Raw genomic sequence first — 17,497 nt, 5'->3', positions numbered from 1 at the left:
GTCTACAGCCCTAGCTGCGCTCGAAGGGCCGCGTTCTCGGCTTGCAGCGCCCGCAGGGTGGACGAGTTGTGCGCCTGCCACGTCCCCGCGGCGACCGACCAGCGGCGCACCGAGTCGCGGCTGATGCCGAACTCGCGGGCGACGACCTCGGCGGCTGCTGAGGTCGAGGGGAACTGGGGCTCGAGCTCTGCCAGCCGCGCGACCACCTGGTCGCGGAAATCGGCGTCGTACGCGGCTGAGCTCATGCTGGCACCGCCTGTCCGGAGTGCACGCCATCGAGCAGTTCGCGGAAGCGCACGTTCGTGTCGTGGATGTTGGTCTCCCGCTCGGTCGCGGTCAGCAGAACCTGCACCGGGATCCCGGCGGTGCCGTCCTTGGAGGACTTGAGCATGAACTTGCCTCGCCCCAGGGGTGGCTTCTTACGCTCGCGGGCTTCGGTGCGCTCGATCGGCGCGCCCTTGGACCAGGCGGTGATCATCGCTGCTTCAGCGTCGGTGAACTGGAGGACGCCCTTGAGTCGCTCCAGCTCGCCGGCGGGAAGGCCGCCGCAGATGACCATGCCGGCCCGCTCGATGAAGCCCATCGCGGTCTTGACGTCGACCTCGTTGGGCAGCGTCTCCAGGTCTCGGCCCGTGTGGGTGATCATCAGCAATCCGGTGCCGTCCGTGCGGTTCAGGCGCGTGAGCTCGTCGACGCGCTGCACCATCCCCGCCCCGGCGCCCAGGGTCGCCCACATCTCGTCGAGAATCGCCAGGAAGTAGCGCTGCGGCGCCAGACCGCAGTCGGCCAGCACGTGCGCGGCCTCCATCGCTCCATAGGCATCGGACCAGCAGGCCAGGAGCACGCCCGCCTTGAGCGACTGGTCTCCTCGAGCGATCGCCGAGACGTCGATGCAGATCGCCGGGGCGTCGAGGTCGATCTTGGTGGTGGTGTGCTCGGCGAACACCTGGCCCATGACGCCGTCGGTCAGCGACTCCAGCGTCTGGACCAGGGTTCGGACCGTGCGCCGGTACTCCGCTTCGTCGGCGACGAACAGCGCTCGCCGCAGGTCGGCGTTTCCGGATCGGATGTAGTCGACCAGGTCCCGCAGCAGCGGCGGGGAGGCGAAGGAGAACCTGCCGCCCTGGCGCATCTCCCGCAACGAGGTGGAGATGACCAGACCCTCGAAGTCGGCCAGCGGCCGACCGCGGATCAGCTCGGCCAGCGCCACGACCATCGTGACCTGCCGCGAGTGCACCGACTCCTCGGTTTCGGTGATGGCCTCGGCAAGGCGCGTGCTGTCCTCGCCTCGGTCGCGGAGCTCGTCCAGATGGGCCTGCATCACCGGGATCGCCTCGCCCAAAGCGCCGGCGGCCAGCGGGTTCAGGTGCCCGTGCCCATGTCCGAGACGGATCACCTGCCCGCGCTTTCCGGCCGGGGTGACCATCGCATCGGTCACCGCCACGTACTCGCCTTTGATGTCCCCAGCCACGATCGGCACATGGCCCTGGGCGACCGCGCCGATGAACTGCTTGCGGATGATCGTGGACTTGCCCAGCCCGGGCAAGGAGAGCACGAACGCCGACGGGTTGCCGATGATGCCGGCGCGGAACCACGACAACACGTCGCCGGAGACGTCCTGGCCGGTCTGTGCGTGAACCCCCAGAGGGACGCCGACCGCCGGGGCGGTCGCCCCGACCACCCACGGGTTGAAACCACAGCCGTAGTTGGTGGAGGTCTGGGTGGCGGCCGGGGCGGAGACCACTGCCATCCGCCCCGAGAACGCGCCCTTGAAGCCGCGACCATCGAGGGAGGCGTAGCGATTAGTGAACCGGGGCTTTCCGTAGCGGAGCTGCGGTGCCTGGCGAGCGGTGCGCGCCTGCTCGGCCCGCTCGGGGTGCTCGTCGCACCACCGCTTGTACGCACGGCCGGTTCGTGTGTGCGGCCAGGGAGGGAGCTGATCGCCGGCGGTGATACGGGCGTGCAGCTCTTCCAGCTCTGCCGGCCCGACCGGGGTCTTGGTGCGCCTGGCCATCATTCCGCCTTCGCAAACGAGGAAATCGTGGACTTCTGATCGAGCAACACGCCCAGACCCAGCGCGGCGGCGAACGCCGCATCCTGCTGGCCGTTGGTGGCGTGCAGCCGAAGCTGAGACCGGTTGCCGAGCTGGCCGATGATCGCCGAGCCCTGGTCGAGCAGTTCAGGGTTGCGCAGGGTGAGCGTCACCAGCAGCGAGTACTCGCCGAGCTGGCCGCCTCGGGCCAGCGCCTGCCGCGCGGCCTCGGTGCGCTCCAGGCGCAGGCCGGCAGAGGCCTTGCCGATCGAGCGGGTCTTGTTCGCAGCGTTGACCGCGTCGGTGTGCTCCTTCTCGACCTGCCTCACCCCGTCCCCGGCGGCGATCGGGCGGTAGATCAGTGTCACGCGCTTGCGGGGAATGTCTGACTTCGGCTCCAACAGGGGCCGCAGGACGTGGTCCGGGAACGCGGCGGCCGGCGGGGCGGCCATCTCGAACGAGCGGGACACCCAGTCTTCGTGGCGGTAGTGATTCCACTTCGCCACAGCCTCGGCCGGGCCGGCGTCGTCCCAGTCCACTCCGAGCGGCTCGCCAGACAGGCGAGCGCTGTTGATGGTCTCCTCCAGGTCGGGGCGGTAGCAACGCAGCGCCAGCCCGATCGCGTCCTCCGGGTTCATCGGTGTGGCAGACACTCCCGCGTACTCGAGCCGCTGGTACAGCCCGGGCAGCCGGAAACCCAGATCGGTGGCCATCGCCTCGGGGTCCTTGCGCTGCATCGCGGTGGCGGCCTTGAAGGTGACCGCGATCCACGACCGCGTGACGAGCTTGCCGCGAGCGAACTCCACCGCCGACTCCGCCTGGATGCGGCGGGCGATCTCCGGGGTGGACTCGCTGACCGAGTCCTTCACCGCGGCGATGAGGTCCTGCCCGGTCGTCGGGTACGACTCGACGGTCACGGTGGCCGCCACGACGTCGTCGTTGAGCGACAGCTCGGCGAGCCAGGCGCCCCATTCGGCGGTCATGTCGTTGCGGTCGGCCACCGTCAGCGGCTCCTGGCCGCGTGAGGCCGCGTCCAGCAGGACGGTGTACTGGTTGAGCGCGCGGTCTCGGATGAGCGCGAAATCGTTGCCGGCCACGTCGCGGCCGACGTGCAGCTCGGTCTTGGCCAGGGCACCGGGCAGCCGGTAGCGGCCTCCCGGTACCCGCGAGTTGGGTCCGGACCGGTACACCGTGGAGCCAGCGGCCTGTGCCCGCCAGAATTGCCAACGCATTTGAGCCACCTCGTAGAGAGTTCGATTACCGATACGCAGCACTGCCGGGGCCAGGTACGCCACCGCCAGCACCGCAATGAGCGCTCCCGCGCCTAGTCCGCCCTGCATCAGCACCAACATCGCCGCGATGAAGGCGATCCCGGCGATGATCGTGGCCCGCAGCGGCAGGCCGAACATGCCGGTGCGCTGCGACTTCTCACCCAGCGTGTAGAGCCGAAGGTCCGCCTGCTCACCTGATGCAGACACCAGCTATCTCCTTGCCGTCAGCGGTAGTGGTGGGGTGTCGGGTGAGCTGCCAGCGCACCGTCGATCATCTGCTCGGTCGTCTGTGTCGCTCGAGCCGTTGTCTGAGCTGCCGTCGCCACCGCGCCCACGCCGGCGGCGGCGAAGCCCGCTACGGTGCCGGCGCCGCGGGCCGCACTTGCTACTGCCCCGCCGACACGGCCCGACGAGCTGGTGCCCGTGCCCGAGGAGCTCTTGCCTCCAGCTGGTGCGCCGCCCCCCGAAGGTGCCGACGGAGTCGGAGCCGAAGAGCCGGCCGCCGGCGGTGACGACGAGCCTCCTGAGGAGTGCGGGCCGAGATAGGCCGCGCCGTTCGCGGCACTCTGGTTTCCCGAGCCGGAGGATGACGCTGCGCCGGAAAAGCTCTGCTGGGCGTTGCCCAGCGCAGCGCCGGCGGCGCCGGCGACAGCGCCCGTGGCTCCGGCAGCGGCGGCGCCGATGCCTGCGGCGCTGCCGCCGGACACCGAGGCAGACACCGCCGGGGCGACGACGCGCATCAGTGCGGGCAGTACGAGGCCGGCGGCGGCCAGCAGCAGCATCGAGGAGACCGCCTCCATCATCGACGGCTGTTCTGTTCCCGAGCTGAGCCAGAACGCCACCAGGTACAGCAGTGTTGCCACCGGCTTGAACAGCAGCGCCGCGACGACGAACCCGATCATCGACTTGAAGGCCTGCTTGCCGGTGCTCAGCGCGAACGACGCTGCCGCCAGCGGCAGCAGGCCCACCACCACCACCAGAAGGCCCTCGCGGATCACTAGCGCCAGCATCTGCGCCAGGGCACCCAGCAGCGCGAACACCACCAGGATCAATACCGCGGCCGGCCCGAGTCCGGTCTCCTCGTCGATGAGCGCGACCGCGTTGATCTTGGCCTCTGGATCCCCGCCCAGACCGTCGGTGAGCCACTGCGTGGAGACCAGGTCGGTGGCCATGTGCAGCGACATGATCACCGCCGGAAGCGCGGCCCCGGCGAGGATGAAGTTGAAGACGAGTTGTCCGACGTCCTCGAACCCATCACCCAATCCGCGGTTCCGGGCGACCGCCATCCGTGCCCCCGCAATGATCAGCGACACTACGAACAGCAGTACCTGCGCCCACAGCGTCAGGTTGAACACTCCCGCCACGGACGACTCGAAGTCTGCTCCGGAGAAGGGTGACTCCTTAATCCACATCGTCATGATCAGCGACAACGCCTGAGCATTTCCCTCCAGGAGGGACTTGACGAAGTCTCCGATCGGGTCGCCCCAGAAGCCGGACGTCACTGCCTCGATCGCATCGGTCGGATGAAGGGCTGCACCGGCGGTGTTGCATGCGCCAGAGACGACGCCGCGCGCGGGCGCGGTGAGCGTTTCACGCAGACCTCCGGCCTGAGCCGACTCCCTCAACCACTGATGGGCGCCGGTGCCGGCGAACAATCCGCCGTCGAGCACATCACCGTCGAGATCGCCGTTGCGGCAGTCCTCATAAAACGACTGAAACTCATTCTGGTCCGTGTCCTGAGCAGCAGCCGGTGCCGCGAAGGCAACCGAGGCCAGGACCGCGGCCAAGAGCGCGATCGCGAGTCGCTTGAGGCGTGTCAGATCCACAGAACCCACGACCGATCCAGCTCCTCCACGGGCGGCAGCGAGCGCCCGGAGACGATCTCCCACTGCTCGCCAGTCCACGACAAGGACACGCGCATCACCGGGTGCTCTGTTGCGCTGACGTCGATGGTGTCGACCTGGCCGACAGCCTCAGACACCGACGGCATCGCCGCCTCCACGGTGCAGAATTCGGGCGAGCAGTGACTGAAGCGGAACCACCGGGGTGCCTGAAACCCCTCGGCTGCCTGCATCGCCCGCCCCTGGGTTGCCGCGCCGCGTGCGCGCAGCTCCTCGAGCAGCTCCGGATCTTCCGCGACCAGATCAGGCGCGTATCGCTGCATGAAGTCGGCGTAGACCGGCCCCATCTCCAGCCCCAGACCGATGTAGTTGGCCGTGAGCAGCGCCGCGCCAACGGGAGAACGGGCGTACCCGGTCATCACGCCTCGCTCCACCGCTGTCGGGCCATCCGAGGACGAGACCATCAACGTGGTCCCGCTCGGGACACGCTGAAGCGCTAGACCCGCTGGCGCCGCGACCGGCTCGGTCCCGCCGGGAAACGCGCCCGCCTGGCCGGTCTGTGCAACAGGCTCGCCTTCGGGAGCGTCCACGACCGTCACTTGCCGGCCCACGAGGTCGCTGACCACCCGCCCTGGCTGCTCCGCAGGCGCCGGGCTCTGTGACGCAGTGGGCGTGGCCGGCGCAGGTGCCGCCTGGTCGCTCTGCTCATCGCGTCCGCTCATGGCGATGACCAGGACCAGCACCGTCAGAGCGACGATCAGCACCGCTGCGCCGCTGATCCATGCCTTCTTTGTCATTTGCTGTCCTCATCCCAGGTCGTGAAGCCGTCGAGTGCTTGAATCTCGGCCGCGTCGATGTCGTCCTGCTGTGTCGGAAGCACGAGCTTCCAGTCCGCCCCTGTCCACGCCACCTGCACTGGATAGGCCGTCAGCAGGGGCTCCTGTTCTCCCGGCGCCGGCGGGGTCGATGTCGCCAGCAAGACAATCGCCTTCTCGGGCGAATAGTCGGTGACCTTGAACGCGGTGAAGGTGGCGGCCACCGACGGATCGACTGCACCCGACACGCTCATCAGCACGCGGGCTTGCGCCCACTGATCCCGGCCGGGGCCGGGAGCGGTGACCGTGCGCACCACTTCGGGCCACGTGGAGTCGGGCGCCGTGGCCAAAGCCGCCTGCCCGTTCGCCGCCGCCAGAGCCGCGCCTTGCGGGGTATGGCTGTACCCCTGGGGCGGAGACGTTCGCGCCGGCCCGTCGGCGCGGGAGGTCGGCACCTTGAGCCCGGCTACGTTCCGCCACGTCAGATCGGCCGGGGCAGAAGCGGTGTCCACAACTGGCGGCTGCTCGACCTGCTCATCGTTTGAGCAGGCGGTGCTCGCCGTCAGCAGCAGCGTTACCGCCGCAGCGGTGAGAACGCGTCGCATCTTGGACAACAGGAACTCCCTCTAGATGAATACGTCGGCAATGTGCCCGGCGGAGGCCACGATCACGCAGCCGAGGATGACCTTGATCGTGATGGCCTGGATCGAAGGGCCGTACTGGTCGACTAGGCGGTTGTCGATCGTCAGCAGCGCCCCGATTGCCATTACTCCGGCGACTACGACGGCGGTGGCTCCCCACTTGACCCAGCCGACCGCCTGGGTGAACCGGGTCATCGCCTCGGCTGGAGGGCCGACAGGGCTGGTCGGAGGTAGCACTACCGCCGGGTCCTGCGCCAGAACGGTCACCACGTCGGTGAGCATGGCGGTTAGGAGACCAGGGCGTTGACGATGGGGCCGGCCAGCATGATCAGCAGGCAGCCGCCGATGATCCGTGCGACCGTGCTTTGGACCTCGTCGCCGTTGCCGGACCGGCGAGCCATGATGAAGTAGGCCCCGGCGGCCATCACGCCCATGACGCCGAGCGCGATGCAGCCCCACATGAAGTACGCCAGGGCGGTGTCGACCTTCTCGCCGGCACCGGGGATCTCCATCGGGGACAGGTTCTCTCCGACGGCGATGATCTGCTCGGCCACCGGGGCGGCGGCGTGAATCGTCTCGACAATCATGGTGGTGCTCCTTGTGGTGAAGTGATGCGGTTGAAGATGGAGTTAGGGCTTGCCAGGGCGGTTGCGCCACTGCTCGCCTGCCGCGGCGAAGATCTCTGCGGCAGCGGTAGCGACCGATCCCGGGACCGCGTCGGTGGGCGCTAGCGGACGGGCGAAGCGCTTTGCTGGTGGCGGGGTGTAGTCCGGGGTCCACTGCGCCAGTTCGGTTGGCTCGCAGGCCAGCAGCTCGGGAACCCAGTCGATGTGCCAGCTCGCCCCGGCAGCGGCGGCGACGAGCTCGCGGCGACGGGACAGTGTCAGGTCCGGTTTGCCGGGGGCGGCGGCAACGGTGACCAGGCCCAGCAGCGAGCAGCCACCGACCTCTCCTGCTTGGTGCTGAAGGCACAGCCGGTGCGCTGCATTGAGGCCGACCGTGTGCATCCGAGCAACGACGACGACGAACGGTGCCTTTTCGGCGGACGGCCAGCCTCGCTGACTGTCCGCGGCCGGCGCCCACATGGATTCCAACGTCGACACCCCGGCCCCTCCGTGGGCGCCGAGCAACCAGATCACCGGGGTTCGACTGTCGGCGGGGCGAGGAACGGGTGTGTCCCACACCGGTGCGCGGTCCCCTTCGGCTGGCACCGCCAGCCACCCGGGAACCGCCTTCGATGATGGGCGTGGGAGTTTGTGGGCGCTGGTCATGCTCGCCTCCTTCGTCTTGTCCCTTGCGGGCGTCACGCGGTCACCGAGGCCAGGGCCTCGGAGAGTCCGGCGATGTCGGCGGTCTGCGACGTCGCCGGGAGCTTGGACAGCTGGTCGTCCCCGGCTCCCGACCGGATCAGGGACATGCGGTCGGCATCAGTGGAGTGGCTGATCTCGCTGACCGGCTCTATCCCCCGGGCAACGGCGAGGTCGTTGGCCGCGGCCAGCGCCCACTGCTGGGTGATCGCCGCCGGGGACTGCCCTGATGCCGTAAACGGGGTGCGGTCGTACATGCCGTGGGCGTCGATCGCGTTCCAGGTCTGGGTCTGGGTCGCCAGGTCGACCAGGCCCGTCGTGTCGGACACCGTGTGCTCGATCTCGCCGATCACCCGCTGCAGACCGGAGTCCACGGTTGCGGGAGTAATGACCTCAGACGCCGCAACAGCGAGCTGGCCCACCAGCACCGTTGCTGCCGCTGCCGGGCTCGCTGCGCCGGCCACCGCGATCTGCGCGATGTTCTCCGGCGTCAGGGTCTTCTTCGCCACGGTGATCGACGCTCCGAGCGCCATCCCGGCCAGCTTGGTCCCGGCCTCCACCAGCAGTGCGGTCGGATCGGTCGGGTTCTGCACCTGGGTCGGATCGGAGTAGCGCGCCATCCGCGACAGCGTGGTGTTGCCCCGGCTGGCCGGGGCGATGGTGAAACCACTTCCGTCGGAGTACTCCACGTCTTCGGCGATGGTCTCTGCGGCCGTGAACAGTACCGACTGCCCCGCCACGGTGGCGACGTTGACCAGCGCACGGATCGGGTCTCCCCCGGTCTCGCTCTGTCCGGCGATGTTGGCTACGACCTGGAACAGATCGGAGTCGGGCGGGGTGTCGCATGCCAGGTCTCCGGGTACGCAGAACGAGGCGACTCGATCGGCCACCGCACCAAAATCCGGTGCCGACGTGTTCGGGGAGATTCCGCGCCCCTCCGGCCGCGGGGCACCTTCACCCACGTTGATCGCCGACACCGCGGCGCCCTCCGTGCCCGGCACCGCCCCCGGAGTCGTCCGGGACGAGCCTTCCTGGAAGATCGGAGCGCCCTGAGCGCGGGTGGGATCACTCATCAGTGCCGCACCGGCGAACTGCTCGGGAGTGATCGGCCCGGAGCCGGCGCCGATTTCTCGAGCCAGCGCCGAGGCGACCTGGGCGCCCTGGCTGTAGCCGGAGACGAAGATCTTGGTCTCCGGGCATCGCTCGACCGTCTCGGCGATGAGCTTTCGCCCGTTCTCTATTCCGACGGTGACGCTCTCGGCATAACTCGACTGATCCTCTGAGGGGACGAAGCCTCCGAAGGATGCCGGGTACGGCACGTAGGTGCGGCTCATACGCGCCTGGCCGTCGGCGTTAGCCGCTCTGACGGTGGGACTCACCACGCGAGCCATCCATCCCGTGTCCGCGTCGGTCTTGGAGTTTCTCGTTGACTCCGTCGTGCCGTTGATCGCCACGAGCTGCACCAGCGGGCACTCATCGCCCTCGGGCAACGCCACCTCCGAGGTCCCTCGAGCCGAGGTCGGGACCGTAGCGGTTGAGGTGAAAGGTCGAGCCGTGGTGGCGGAGGGGGTAGCGCTAGCCGTGGTTTGCGCCTGGACCCCTCCCGCTTGGGCCACTACTGCCAACGATGACGCCGTGATGACAGCGCCGATCCTTGCCACGTTCCCCGGCTTCATTCGCTGGCTCCTTCAGAGTTCTCTTCGATCGAGACGATCCGGACCTCCCCGTTCTCACGGGTGGTCGTCACGCGCTGGTAGTAGGTCGTTTCGCTGCCGTCAGGAGCGGTCTCGGTCAGCTCGACCACGGCGTCGTCACCGTCGCGCTCGATATGCAGGCAGTGCGTTGTCCCGCGGGCCACTGAGTCGATGCCCTCCTGAAGAGCATCGAGATTGGTGATCGGTGAATCCTTCGCCAACAGCGGCTTGATGGCGTCGGCGTCTCTGGCGACGTAGTAGGCGTGCTGGAAGGCCAGGACCACGCCGGCGGCGGACTCTCGGTCGCCTTTGCCGTTGCCCGACACTGTGGTGGCCGAGTCGGAGGACTCGCACTCCGATTCGGCCACCACCGCCTCGCCGCTCTGCGGTGCGCTGGTCGCCGTCGTGGGGAGCGTCAACGTCGGGGAGGCCGACGTCTCGGAGCCAGACAGGAGCGACGACAGCATCCAGGCGCCGCCCCCGATCGCTAGCAGTACCGCCGCGACCGTGCCGCCGAACAGGAGCTTGGTCCGCTTCCGGCTGCTATCGCGCGCTGGCGGGGTTTCGACAGCCGAGGGGGTGGCCTCTGCTTGGTCGAACCACTCGTCGTCGGGCTCCGGGCCTCCGGCCACGGCTTCTAGGTGGCGGGGTTCGTTGCGGTCGTCAGCAGAATTTGACGACTCTGAGAACCACTCGGGCAGATCGTCGTCGCGGCTCATTTCCACTCCCCTCGATCGGTGCGGCGATCAGTGCGCGGGATCAGTTGAAGTGGACCGGGGGAACGCCCGGGATGTTCAGGTTGTTGATCGACCCGGCAACGTGGTCCTTGGCCTGGTTGATCGAGTCGTTGATGCCGTTCTGGACGCCGAGTGCGGCGTGCGGGTTGGCGTTGACCGCGGCCCCGCCGGCACCGAGCGAGGCGGCACCACCGGCGGCGCTTCCGGTGCCGGCCAGTCCGGCGATCGCGGTACCAGCGGTGGCAATTGGACCGGCGGCGGTGGCCGCTCCGATGACGGGGGCAGCGATCGGGCCAAGGGTCGCTAGCGCGGCGATGATCGCGCCGGAGATGGCAGAAGCGGCTGTGAGCATTGTGTTTCCTCTTTCTCTACGGGTGGGACCGGCGACCGGGCGGTCGTCAGCCGATACGGAGTTCCTTCGGGGGGATCGGGGCCTGCGGCACGACGGGCGCGCGGCCACCCAGGTCGATCGTGATTCCCTGCGGTGCAGGTGCAGGTGCAGGTGCAGGTGCAGGAGCGGGTGCAGGAGCGGGTGCCTGTCGAACCGGAGCCTGCTGCACCGGGTACGTCGGGGCTTGCTGAACGGGATACGACGGTGACTGCTGCACCGGCGCGGGCTGCGGAGAGCGGACCTGCTGTGTGGGGGGAGCCTGCGGCGCCGGAGCGGTTTCGACCTTGGGGGCCGACTCTCGGCGCTCGTCGGGCTCGTTCTCCTTCTTCACCTCACGGGTTGGCTGGACCGCCTTCGCTAGGCCGGCCTGTTTGGCCTGGGCAGAATGCTGCTGCGTAGCCGTCCGAGACGAAGTCGCCTGAGCGGCCTTCGCGGAACGCGGAGTCGCGCTGGTCTTTTGGGCCACGTCCACGCCGGCCTGAGTGGTCGACGGGCGAGCTGCGGGCGCAGTCGCTTCCTCGATTCCCGACTGCGTCGCAGCCAGGGCTACCGATACGCCCCCAAACGCGATTAGGGCCGTTGTCGCCCCAACGAGGGCTCCTCGTAGAGCTGGGCCCGCTGTGGACCGTTGGTCGTTTTCTGTCACTTCGGCTCCTTGCTCCCCGGCGCGATATTGGTACCAATATTGGTAGGGTACCGCCAACGATCCCGGCGTAGGGCTTCGACCCGCCGCGAGCGGCTGGTCCGCTGTCGGCATGAGAACACTCTATAACTCCACGATATATTCCGCTAGTGGAAGGTTTAGGGCCGTTCGTTGGACAGACTTGTCGAGCAAGACACGCCGACGAAGGGGAGCCGATGCCTCGCCGTGCGGGGCAAATCAGCCCCACCACCCTCCGGGCCGCCATGTCCCGTCGAGGGGTGAGCGTCGACGACATCGCCGCCCACCTGGACATCTCCCCCAACACCGTGCACAGCTGGTTGGACGGCACTCGCGCCCCATCCGCCCCCCTGCTCGTTGGCCTGGCTCGAGCCTTGGGTCTCCGGCCGGCGGACCTCACCCTGGTCAGCGAGGGCGAGGAGCGGCTGCACGATCTTCGGCTACACGCCGGCCTTCTCCAGCAGGAGGCGTGCGAGGCGGCGGGCCTGCGCCAGCCGCAGTTGTCGAAGATGGAACGGGGAGTGTCGGCGCCCCGCGAAGAGCTCTGCAACGCCCTGGCCGCGGCTTATGGTGTCCCTCCTGCCCGCGTCCTCGAGGCTTGGAACCGCACCCGAAACGACCGACGACGGCAGTCCGGGGCGAAGTTCGTCTAGTCCCACGCTATATTCGGACACGCCCGTGTGGCGGCAAATGCTCGACGCCGAACTACACGCGTGTTATTAATAAGGCCATGACGACCTTCGGCCGCCCGCGGACCCGCGATCACCGCACGCAGCTCAACGGCGAGATCGACAAGGCTCTAGTGGCCGACTTCAACGCGACCTGGCGCAGATCTGGCCGGAAGCGGTGGGAGGTGCTGCAAGACGTCGTCACCTACGGTCTCGCCGAGTACAAGCGGCGAGAAGCAGAGGCGCCCAGTGCGCTCGACCTTCTCGGTCGCACTGGCTGACCATCACTGACTCTAAGAGATAGGAGGCGCACGGGACTCAACCAGCGTCGTTGACAACCGCATAGCGCACCCACACAAAAAAGCGATCGCCCCCCGGGGCCGAATCCGAAGGGCGATCGCGAACGTGTGACCGGGACGAGTTAGCCGCTCGTAACCCCGGTTTTGGTGCCCACCCGAAAGGCGGAACCAGCTTGCGTAGCTGTTCCGAGGGTAGCGCACACCCAAATGCCGTGTCCAGCATGCCGAAGCTGGGCGCGTCGCAGGGTGCGCCAACAGACCTCGATACCACCGAAGACCTCGACCTCGGCGCCGTGATCCGTACGCGGATCGAAGACGCCGAAAAAGAAAACCAGCTTCGCGGTCAGCGCGGGCGTTCGTGGGCTCTCGACGGCCGACAGCCGGCCCTGGTGTGGCAATCCCGTACCAAGTGGCTTGCCGGCACCGCGGCCGAGCTGGCGTGCATTCGTGGCCGGCAGTTGTGCCGCAAGTGGCGCGTTTCCGCACGCACCGCCCTGCTCGTCGCCCGGGCCTGTGCTCGCCTCGCCGACGCGGATACCGGTCGCCGTGTCACCGCATCCAACGAGACCATCGGTCGTATCGCGGCCGAGCTAGCCGACCGTTCTCGGCCGTTCTGCCACGATGTTGTCTCCAACGCCCGCGCCGTCCTTGCGGAGCTCGAGCTCGCGGTCGAGGTCGCGAGGGGCCGGTATCTCACCGTCGATGAGCGTTTCCAGGCCGCCGTGCACCACGACGGCGTGCAGCTTCGAGCTGCATCCACGTGGGCTCTGACGACTCCCCGCAGGTGGTACGCAAAATCGTATCTACCCCGTAGGGGTCCTACGGGGAGTAAAACTCCCCGTAGGCAATGTTCCCCTACACACGCGCGCAAGCGCGCGTCGGCGCCCTTCGGGCGCTCACAAGGACTCCAAGAGCGAGAGCGACCTCGCCAGGCACACATCGTCACCGCCCAGCTCGTCGCCGCAGCGACGAGCCTCGACAACGGCCAGCATCTGGGCGCACTCGTCGACGTAGTAGCCGAGATGGTCGACTGCGACCGCTGGACAGGCCGCGATCTAGTGGCGGTCCTCAACCAGGATGCGCGAGAAAACCCCCGCGACTGGCCCTCCACCATCCAGAATCCAGCCGGTTTCCTGCGACATCGCCTCTCCTGGCTCCGGGACGTGCTCGCCGGCCCTTCGCCTAGCGAGGTGGCCGAGCAACACCGGCAGCGCACCCTCGAAGAGCAGCGCCGACGGGCCGAGGCCGCCGCCGCGGCCGATGAACGCGCGGCTACTCCCGAGCAGGTGTCGCGCCACATGGACGCCATCCGCTCGATTCTGCGACGCCGTCAGCGAGGACCAGTTGCGAATGATCGCTTTGACCTCGCTCGATAGTCAGCGCAACCGAGGCATGAGTGAGCACGCGGGTGTTGGTGTTGAGGCTGCCCCCAGCTCAGACCCGGTTCGCCGGCGGAGTTTCGGAGTGGACTCAGTCGGCGTTGTCGCCGTCTTGACGCATCAGCATCAATGTAAGATTGGCTTTCATGAGGTCACGACCGAGCACAAAGCAGACGTTCGCTGAACGCCTGTCGACGCTCGTGTCCACCGCCCATCCCCCGGGACGCGGGCGCTTTACCCAGATGGAAATCGTCGCGGGAGTCAAAGAGCTCGGCGGGGATCTCAGCCAGCCCTACCTCTCACAACTCCTACGCGGCACCCACGAGCCGTCCGAGCGAGTCGTACGAGATCTCGCAGCCTTTTTCGGTGTGTCACCGGAGTACTTCGTCGATGACGACGAGTACCGACGCACCAACGACTACATCGCTCTACTGCGCAAAGTCAGCGACAGCGAAGTTCTAGCGGTGTCGGCCCGGGCCGTCGATCTGCCTTCCGATGCCCTCGAACGGATAAGCAAGGCCGTTGAAGAGGAACGGCGCCGAGCCGGTCTCGACTAACGCCGGCCGCCGCCCCAGTACCCGCCCGCCAATCCCAACGCTGTTCCGAGCGCTGTCTCAAGCGGGCTGTGATGGCTGATCTTGATCCGTGCCCAGGCTACGACCGGGACCGCGCTGAGGCCCCACCAGTAGCGGGGCGACAGCTCCCGCGCCAACACCGTGACAACGCCGGCCAGGACCGCGGTGTGAAAGCTGACTTTGACTTTGAGCGTGGCAGCGCCAGCGACTCCTAATGAGACCAGAGCTGCTCGAGTTGTGCGGCGCAGCTCCGCCGGCGCCTCGAGCTTGCTTTGCGCAATCAACAGCGTCGTCACTGATACCGAGATTCCGGCGATGACCAGCGGTCGATCCTCGCGACGAGTGATGTGATGATCGGTGAGATTCTTACGCAGAACGCGCAACGCAATCGCGGCCTGCGGAACCAATCCGAGCCCCGTCGCCGTTGCCACACCCCAACCGGGCGAGTCCACCGCCCTCCCAAGGTGCGTCGCTCCAGCAGCGAGTACCACCCACGGTGCAAAGACCTCGGTGATGACCTTTTCGGGAGTCACGTTCTCGTCCTCTCTGAGTGGCGCTTGCCGAGGTCTGCAACGACCGCGGTCAGCTCTGAATCGCTCACCTGGGCCGGTGGCCGAGGAAAACCCGTGTCGCGGTGTCCAGTCGTCCGCTGGATTTGGTGCAACGCATCCAACACTTCAATGGCGCGGTCGTGGACCCACATATCCACTCCGAAACGGAAGTCGGAGTGCTTGCGGACAGCTGGAACAACGTCCAGGGCACGGTGATTGAGGCTGCGAAACTGCCGCCAGTGTCGAAGCGCGGACACGTCGGTCTCTGCTGTGGACCAGATCAGTCCGACAGTGAGCAGTAGACCGCCGGCGAGCGAAAGCAGCTGAGTTACCAGCAGCTCCTGTTCCGAGGGGAGGGTCGTCGACTGGGAAGCAGCCCAGACATACCTCATCCGCAGGATGCACCAGCCCGCCAGAAAGGGCGTTGCCGACGCCAAGATGGTCAGGCCCCGCCCGGCCGCCGTCCTCAGATCCAGTGGCCACAGCACGAACAACAGACCGGAACATGCGCCCAGTCCGCCGATGTAGGTAATGATCATGGCGACGCGTAGAGCACCGACGGAGTGGGACCACTCGACATAGTCCACGCTGGTGAGCAACCCTCCCCCACCGGCGCTCACGTGCAGACCTGCAACGGTCAGCGAGACGACGATCAGCAGTGCCCAGACTCCCGATTCGGAACGACCGTTGAGCCGGCCCCTCTCTGCCAGCGCCAGCAGAAGCACCCCCGCACAGCAACCGAGGACGCTCAAGTGTTTCAGCAGTGTCGGCAGCCAGACGAGCGCTCCCCCGGCCCGAAGGACAGCCTCGATCGGTTCTGTCACCGACAGCAACCCGATCAAGACCGCTACGGACGTGAAAGTCGTTGCCCGTAGCACTGGAGTCGGCGCTACCTGGTACCGCAGAAGTCGAGTGACGATGTAGCCCGCCATCATAATCTCCAGGGCCAACAGGACCAGGAGAACGATCATCCGAACGCCTCATCGAGGCGGGACATGTGGCGCGTGGTCAGTCCACGGCGAAGACGCCGAGCCATCGTGCAAGCGAAGATCTCGGCTTCGGCCTCGCAGGGCGCCTTCCCAGCCGTGGGCGACGCCGAGCACACGGGGGGTCCACCGCCCATGATCTGCGCCAGCCTGTTCGCTCCCGGCTCCGATGTCGCCGTGTGACCCAGCACAACGTGTCCGAGCTCGTGCAGGACTGTGTGGAACCGAAGATCGCCAGGTAAGTCGGGATCAACTCGAATGTGGTGGCCCTGACGGGTGCGAAGTACAACGCCGTAGTGACCGTGCGGCATTGGGTGCTCGGAAAGTGTGATGGTCGTGTTGCACAGCTGCTCCGCGGCGAGAAGAACAGCTAGTTCTATATCAACTGCTGGCACTGATGCCATGATTCCCATGAGCTGGTCGACACTGTCATCCACTCCCGTGCGACTGTGACGGAAGAGCTGGAGGAAACGGGGCACGGGCTACACCCTAACGACACCTAAGTCACTCGATGCACGTCATCGTTGATGGGCCCCTCGAGCGGTGCTTCGCTCGGGACACTGAACTGCCGAGCCAGCACCGGGACCGGAGGTGACCCTTCCCGCTATCTCCACAGTCTCCAACCCCTCCCCCCAGATGCTGACCCGGCCGAGCTCAGCCCACGGCGCAGCGCTCAGGGCCGACTACGCTGGGCTCTCGACCGCAGTCACCCCGAACCAGAAAGGACCCCACATGGTCATCGACGGCAACGTGATCGAAATCGGCACGCTGAACCAGCTCAAGTCCGGCTCGAACGTGCTCACGATCAAAGTCCTCCACCGGGCCTACAACCCCACCGCCCGCAAGTTCACCGGCCAGGTCGTCTACGACGTCGAGCTACGCAAGCAACTCGCCGAGAACGCCCACGCCAGCCTGACAATCGGTGACGACGTCATCATCGACGCCGACGAACACGACCTCGCCGCCACCATCTACACCGACAGCAACGGCCAGGACCACCCCCTGCTCACCGGAGCCAAAGCACGCAACCTCGGCATCAGCATCCGCTCCGAGGCCCTGCCCGTCACCCCCTAAGCCAGCCCGACTGTCGGACCCGCAGCGTAGAAACAGCCACAGCGGAAGAACTCGGCCCGGATTTATTGCACACGGCGGTGGGCCAGACATAACATCACCACACAAGGAAAGCGCCGGGGTTGCAGCCCCGACGCCTTCCCGGAACTAGCACCTAGGTGTCAGTTCCGAAGCGGATGAGATCCAAGAGAAGTCGACCGACCTGGGCCGTGGCTCCTACCACAGCGACCCAGAAGGTCGGCTTCTCGCCATTTCGACGGGTTCCCATCACATCACCTCCTTCCATCTAGGCAACGGCTCCGGATGAGTGAGCCGAACCCCCAATCGAAGGAAGCGCGCCCAGTTTAAGGGCACCCCCCGACACAAGCGGCATGACCTGTACTCCCCCCAGACAAATCGGTGTGGAATACGTGGGGATCGCCTGTGAACAGGGCTTTTAACGACTATTTGCCCGACGGGTGCGGGTGTTCTGGGGCCAGCTCACGCGTGCAATACCGTCTGTCACCTCCCGGGGCGTAGTCCCCTGGCGTGGGTGGGTGGCCGGCCTTGGGTGGTGGGGCGTTTCTGGTGGTCAGCCC

Annotated in this window: 19 protein-coding genes; 5 read left to right on the top strand and 14 right to left on the bottom strand. The window is 67.1% G+C overall.

Going from position 1 to position 17,497, the window contains the following annotated elements:
- Positions 1-2 precede the first annotated feature (2 nt).
- The 12 genes from ACWIFB_RS15620 to ACWIFB_RS15565 all read right to left on the bottom strand — a co-directional run bounded on the left by ACWIFB_RS15620 (position 3) and on the right by ACWIFB_RS15565 (position 10,690).
- Positions 3-245: a transposase gene (locus ACWIFB_RS15620; RefSeq protein WP_131886296.1), complete on the bottom strand. Its 243-nt coding sequence runs from the start codon at positions 243-245 to the stop codon at positions 3-5.
- A complete protein-coding gene (locus ACWIFB_RS15615) occupies positions 242-2,014 on the bottom strand; it encodes an ATP/GTP-binding protein (RefSeq protein ID WP_378002065.1) in 1,773 nt (590 codons plus the stop codon). Before ACWIFB_RS15615 ends, ACWIFB_RS15620 begins: the two co-directional genes overlap by 4 nt.
- Positions 2,014-3,510, bottom strand: coding sequence for an SCO6880 family protein (locus ACWIFB_RS15610; RefSeq protein ID WP_182639396.1), 1,497 nt, complete (start codon positions 3,508-3,510; stop codon positions 2,014-2,016). The genes ACWIFB_RS15615 and ACWIFB_RS15610 overlap by 1 nt, the downstream gene beginning before the upstream one ends.
- Positions 3,511-3,527: 17 nt before the next feature.
- The gene (locus ACWIFB_RS15605; protein ID WP_378002064.1) at positions 3,528-5,138 is read right to left on the bottom strand and encodes a hypothetical protein; all 1,611 of its coding nucleotides are present in this window, start codon (positions 5,136-5,138) and stop codon (positions 3,528-3,530) included.
- A complete protein-coding gene (locus ACWIFB_RS15600; RefSeq protein WP_378002063.1) occupies positions 5,120-5,941 on the bottom strand; it encodes a hypothetical protein in 822 nt (273 codons plus the stop codon). The genes ACWIFB_RS15605 and ACWIFB_RS15600 overlap by 19 nt, the downstream gene beginning before the upstream one ends.
- Entirely contained in the window at positions 5,938-6,564 is a 627-nt protein-coding gene (locus ACWIFB_RS15595) for a hypothetical protein (protein ID WP_372502717.1), read from the bottom strand. The genes ACWIFB_RS15600 and ACWIFB_RS15595 overlap by 4 nt, the downstream gene beginning before the upstream one ends.
- 21 nt (positions 6,565-6,585) lie before the next feature.
- Positions 6,586-6,882 (bottom strand): hypothetical protein, encoded by a 297-nt coding sequence (locus ACWIFB_RS15590; protein WP_061229512.1) that lies wholly within the window; start codon positions 6,880-6,882, stop codon positions 6,586-6,588.
- A gap of 5 nt (positions 6,883-6,887) precedes the next feature.
- The gene (locus ACWIFB_RS15585; RefSeq protein WP_378002061.1) at positions 6,888-7,187 is read right to left on the bottom strand and encodes a hypothetical protein; all 300 of its coding nucleotides are present in this window, start codon (positions 7,185-7,187) and stop codon (positions 6,888-6,890) included.
- 42 nt (positions 7,188-7,229) lie between these two features.
- Positions 7,230-7,871, bottom strand: a complete 642-nt coding sequence (locus ACWIFB_RS15580; protein WP_454058737.1) for a hypothetical protein — start codon at positions 7,869-7,871, stop codon at positions 7,230-7,232.
- A gap of 32 nt (positions 7,872-7,903) precedes the next feature.
- The gene (locus ACWIFB_RS15575; RefSeq protein ID WP_378002059.1) at positions 7,904-9,403 is read right to left on the bottom strand and encodes a cutinase family protein; all 1,500 of its coding nucleotides are present in this window, start codon (positions 9,401-9,403) and stop codon (positions 7,904-7,906) included.
- A gap of 176 nt (positions 9,404-9,579) precedes the next feature.
- Positions 9,580-10,320, bottom strand: coding sequence for a hypothetical protein (locus tag ACWIFB_RS15570; RefSeq protein WP_378002058.1), 741 nt, complete (start codon positions 10,318-10,320; stop codon positions 9,580-9,582).
- A gap of 40 nt (positions 10,321-10,360) precedes the next feature.
- Positions 10,361-10,690 (bottom strand): hypothetical protein, encoded by a 330-nt coding sequence (locus ACWIFB_RS15565; RefSeq protein WP_378002057.1) that lies wholly within the window; start codon positions 10,688-10,690, stop codon positions 10,361-10,363.
- Positions 10,691-11,587: 897 nt separating this feature from the next.
- On the opposite strand from ACWIFB_RS15565, the gene ACWIFB_RS15560 reads away from it, so the two are divergent.
- The 4 genes from ACWIFB_RS15560 to ACWIFB_RS15545 all read left to right on the top strand — a co-directional run bounded on the left by ACWIFB_RS15560 (position 11,588) and on the right by ACWIFB_RS15545 (position 14,293).
- Complete coding sequence (locus ACWIFB_RS15560; protein WP_378002056.1) at positions 11,588-12,043, top strand: helix-turn-helix transcriptional regulator; 456 nt, start codon at positions 11,588-11,590, stop codon at positions 12,041-12,043.
- Between the two features lie 77 nt (positions 12,044-12,120).
- Positions 12,121-12,339: a hypothetical protein gene (locus ACWIFB_RS15555; RefSeq protein WP_259823378.1), complete on the top strand. Its 219-nt coding sequence runs from the start codon at positions 12,121-12,123 to the stop codon at positions 12,337-12,339.
- A gap of 230 nt (positions 12,340-12,569) precedes the next feature.
- Positions 12,570-13,733 (top strand): hypothetical protein, encoded by a 1,164-nt coding sequence (locus ACWIFB_RS15550; RefSeq protein WP_454058736.1) that lies wholly within the window; start codon positions 12,570-12,572, stop codon positions 13,731-13,733.
- A gap of 149 nt (positions 13,734-13,882) precedes the next feature.
- Positions 13,883-14,293: a helix-turn-helix domain-containing protein gene (locus ACWIFB_RS15545; RefSeq protein WP_378002054.1), complete on the top strand. Its 411-nt coding sequence runs from the start codon at positions 13,883-13,885 to the stop codon at positions 14,291-14,293.
- Here the strand turns inward: ACWIFB_RS15545 and ACWIFB_RS15540 are convergent.
- Together ACWIFB_RS15540 and ACWIFB_RS15535 are read right to left on the bottom strand one after the other, a co-directional pair.
- Positions 14,290-14,844: a hypothetical protein gene (locus ACWIFB_RS15540; RefSeq protein ID WP_378002053.1), complete on the bottom strand. Its 555-nt coding sequence runs from the start codon at positions 14,842-14,844 to the stop codon at positions 14,290-14,292. The genes ACWIFB_RS15545 and ACWIFB_RS15540 overlap by 4 nt on opposite strands.
- Positions 14,841-15,833, bottom strand: a complete 993-nt coding sequence (locus ACWIFB_RS15535) for a hypothetical protein (protein ID WP_378002052.1) — start codon at positions 15,831-15,833, stop codon at positions 14,841-14,843. Before ACWIFB_RS15535 ends, ACWIFB_RS15540 begins: the two co-directional genes overlap by 4 nt.
- 747 nt (positions 15,834-16,580) lie before the next feature.
- On the opposite strand from ACWIFB_RS15535, the gene ACWIFB_RS15530 reads away from it, so the two are divergent.
- Positions 16,581-16,922, top strand: coding sequence for a hypothetical protein (locus ACWIFB_RS15530; RefSeq protein WP_119192483.1), 342 nt, complete (start codon positions 16,581-16,583; stop codon positions 16,920-16,922).
- The last annotated feature ends 575 nt before the right edge of the window (positions 16,923-17,497 follow it).

It is taken from the genome of Dietzia sp. NPDC055340, assembly GCF_053645335.1.
Note: the sequence above shows the minus strand (reverse complement) of the source record. Positions and strands in the feature narration are given on the sequence as shown.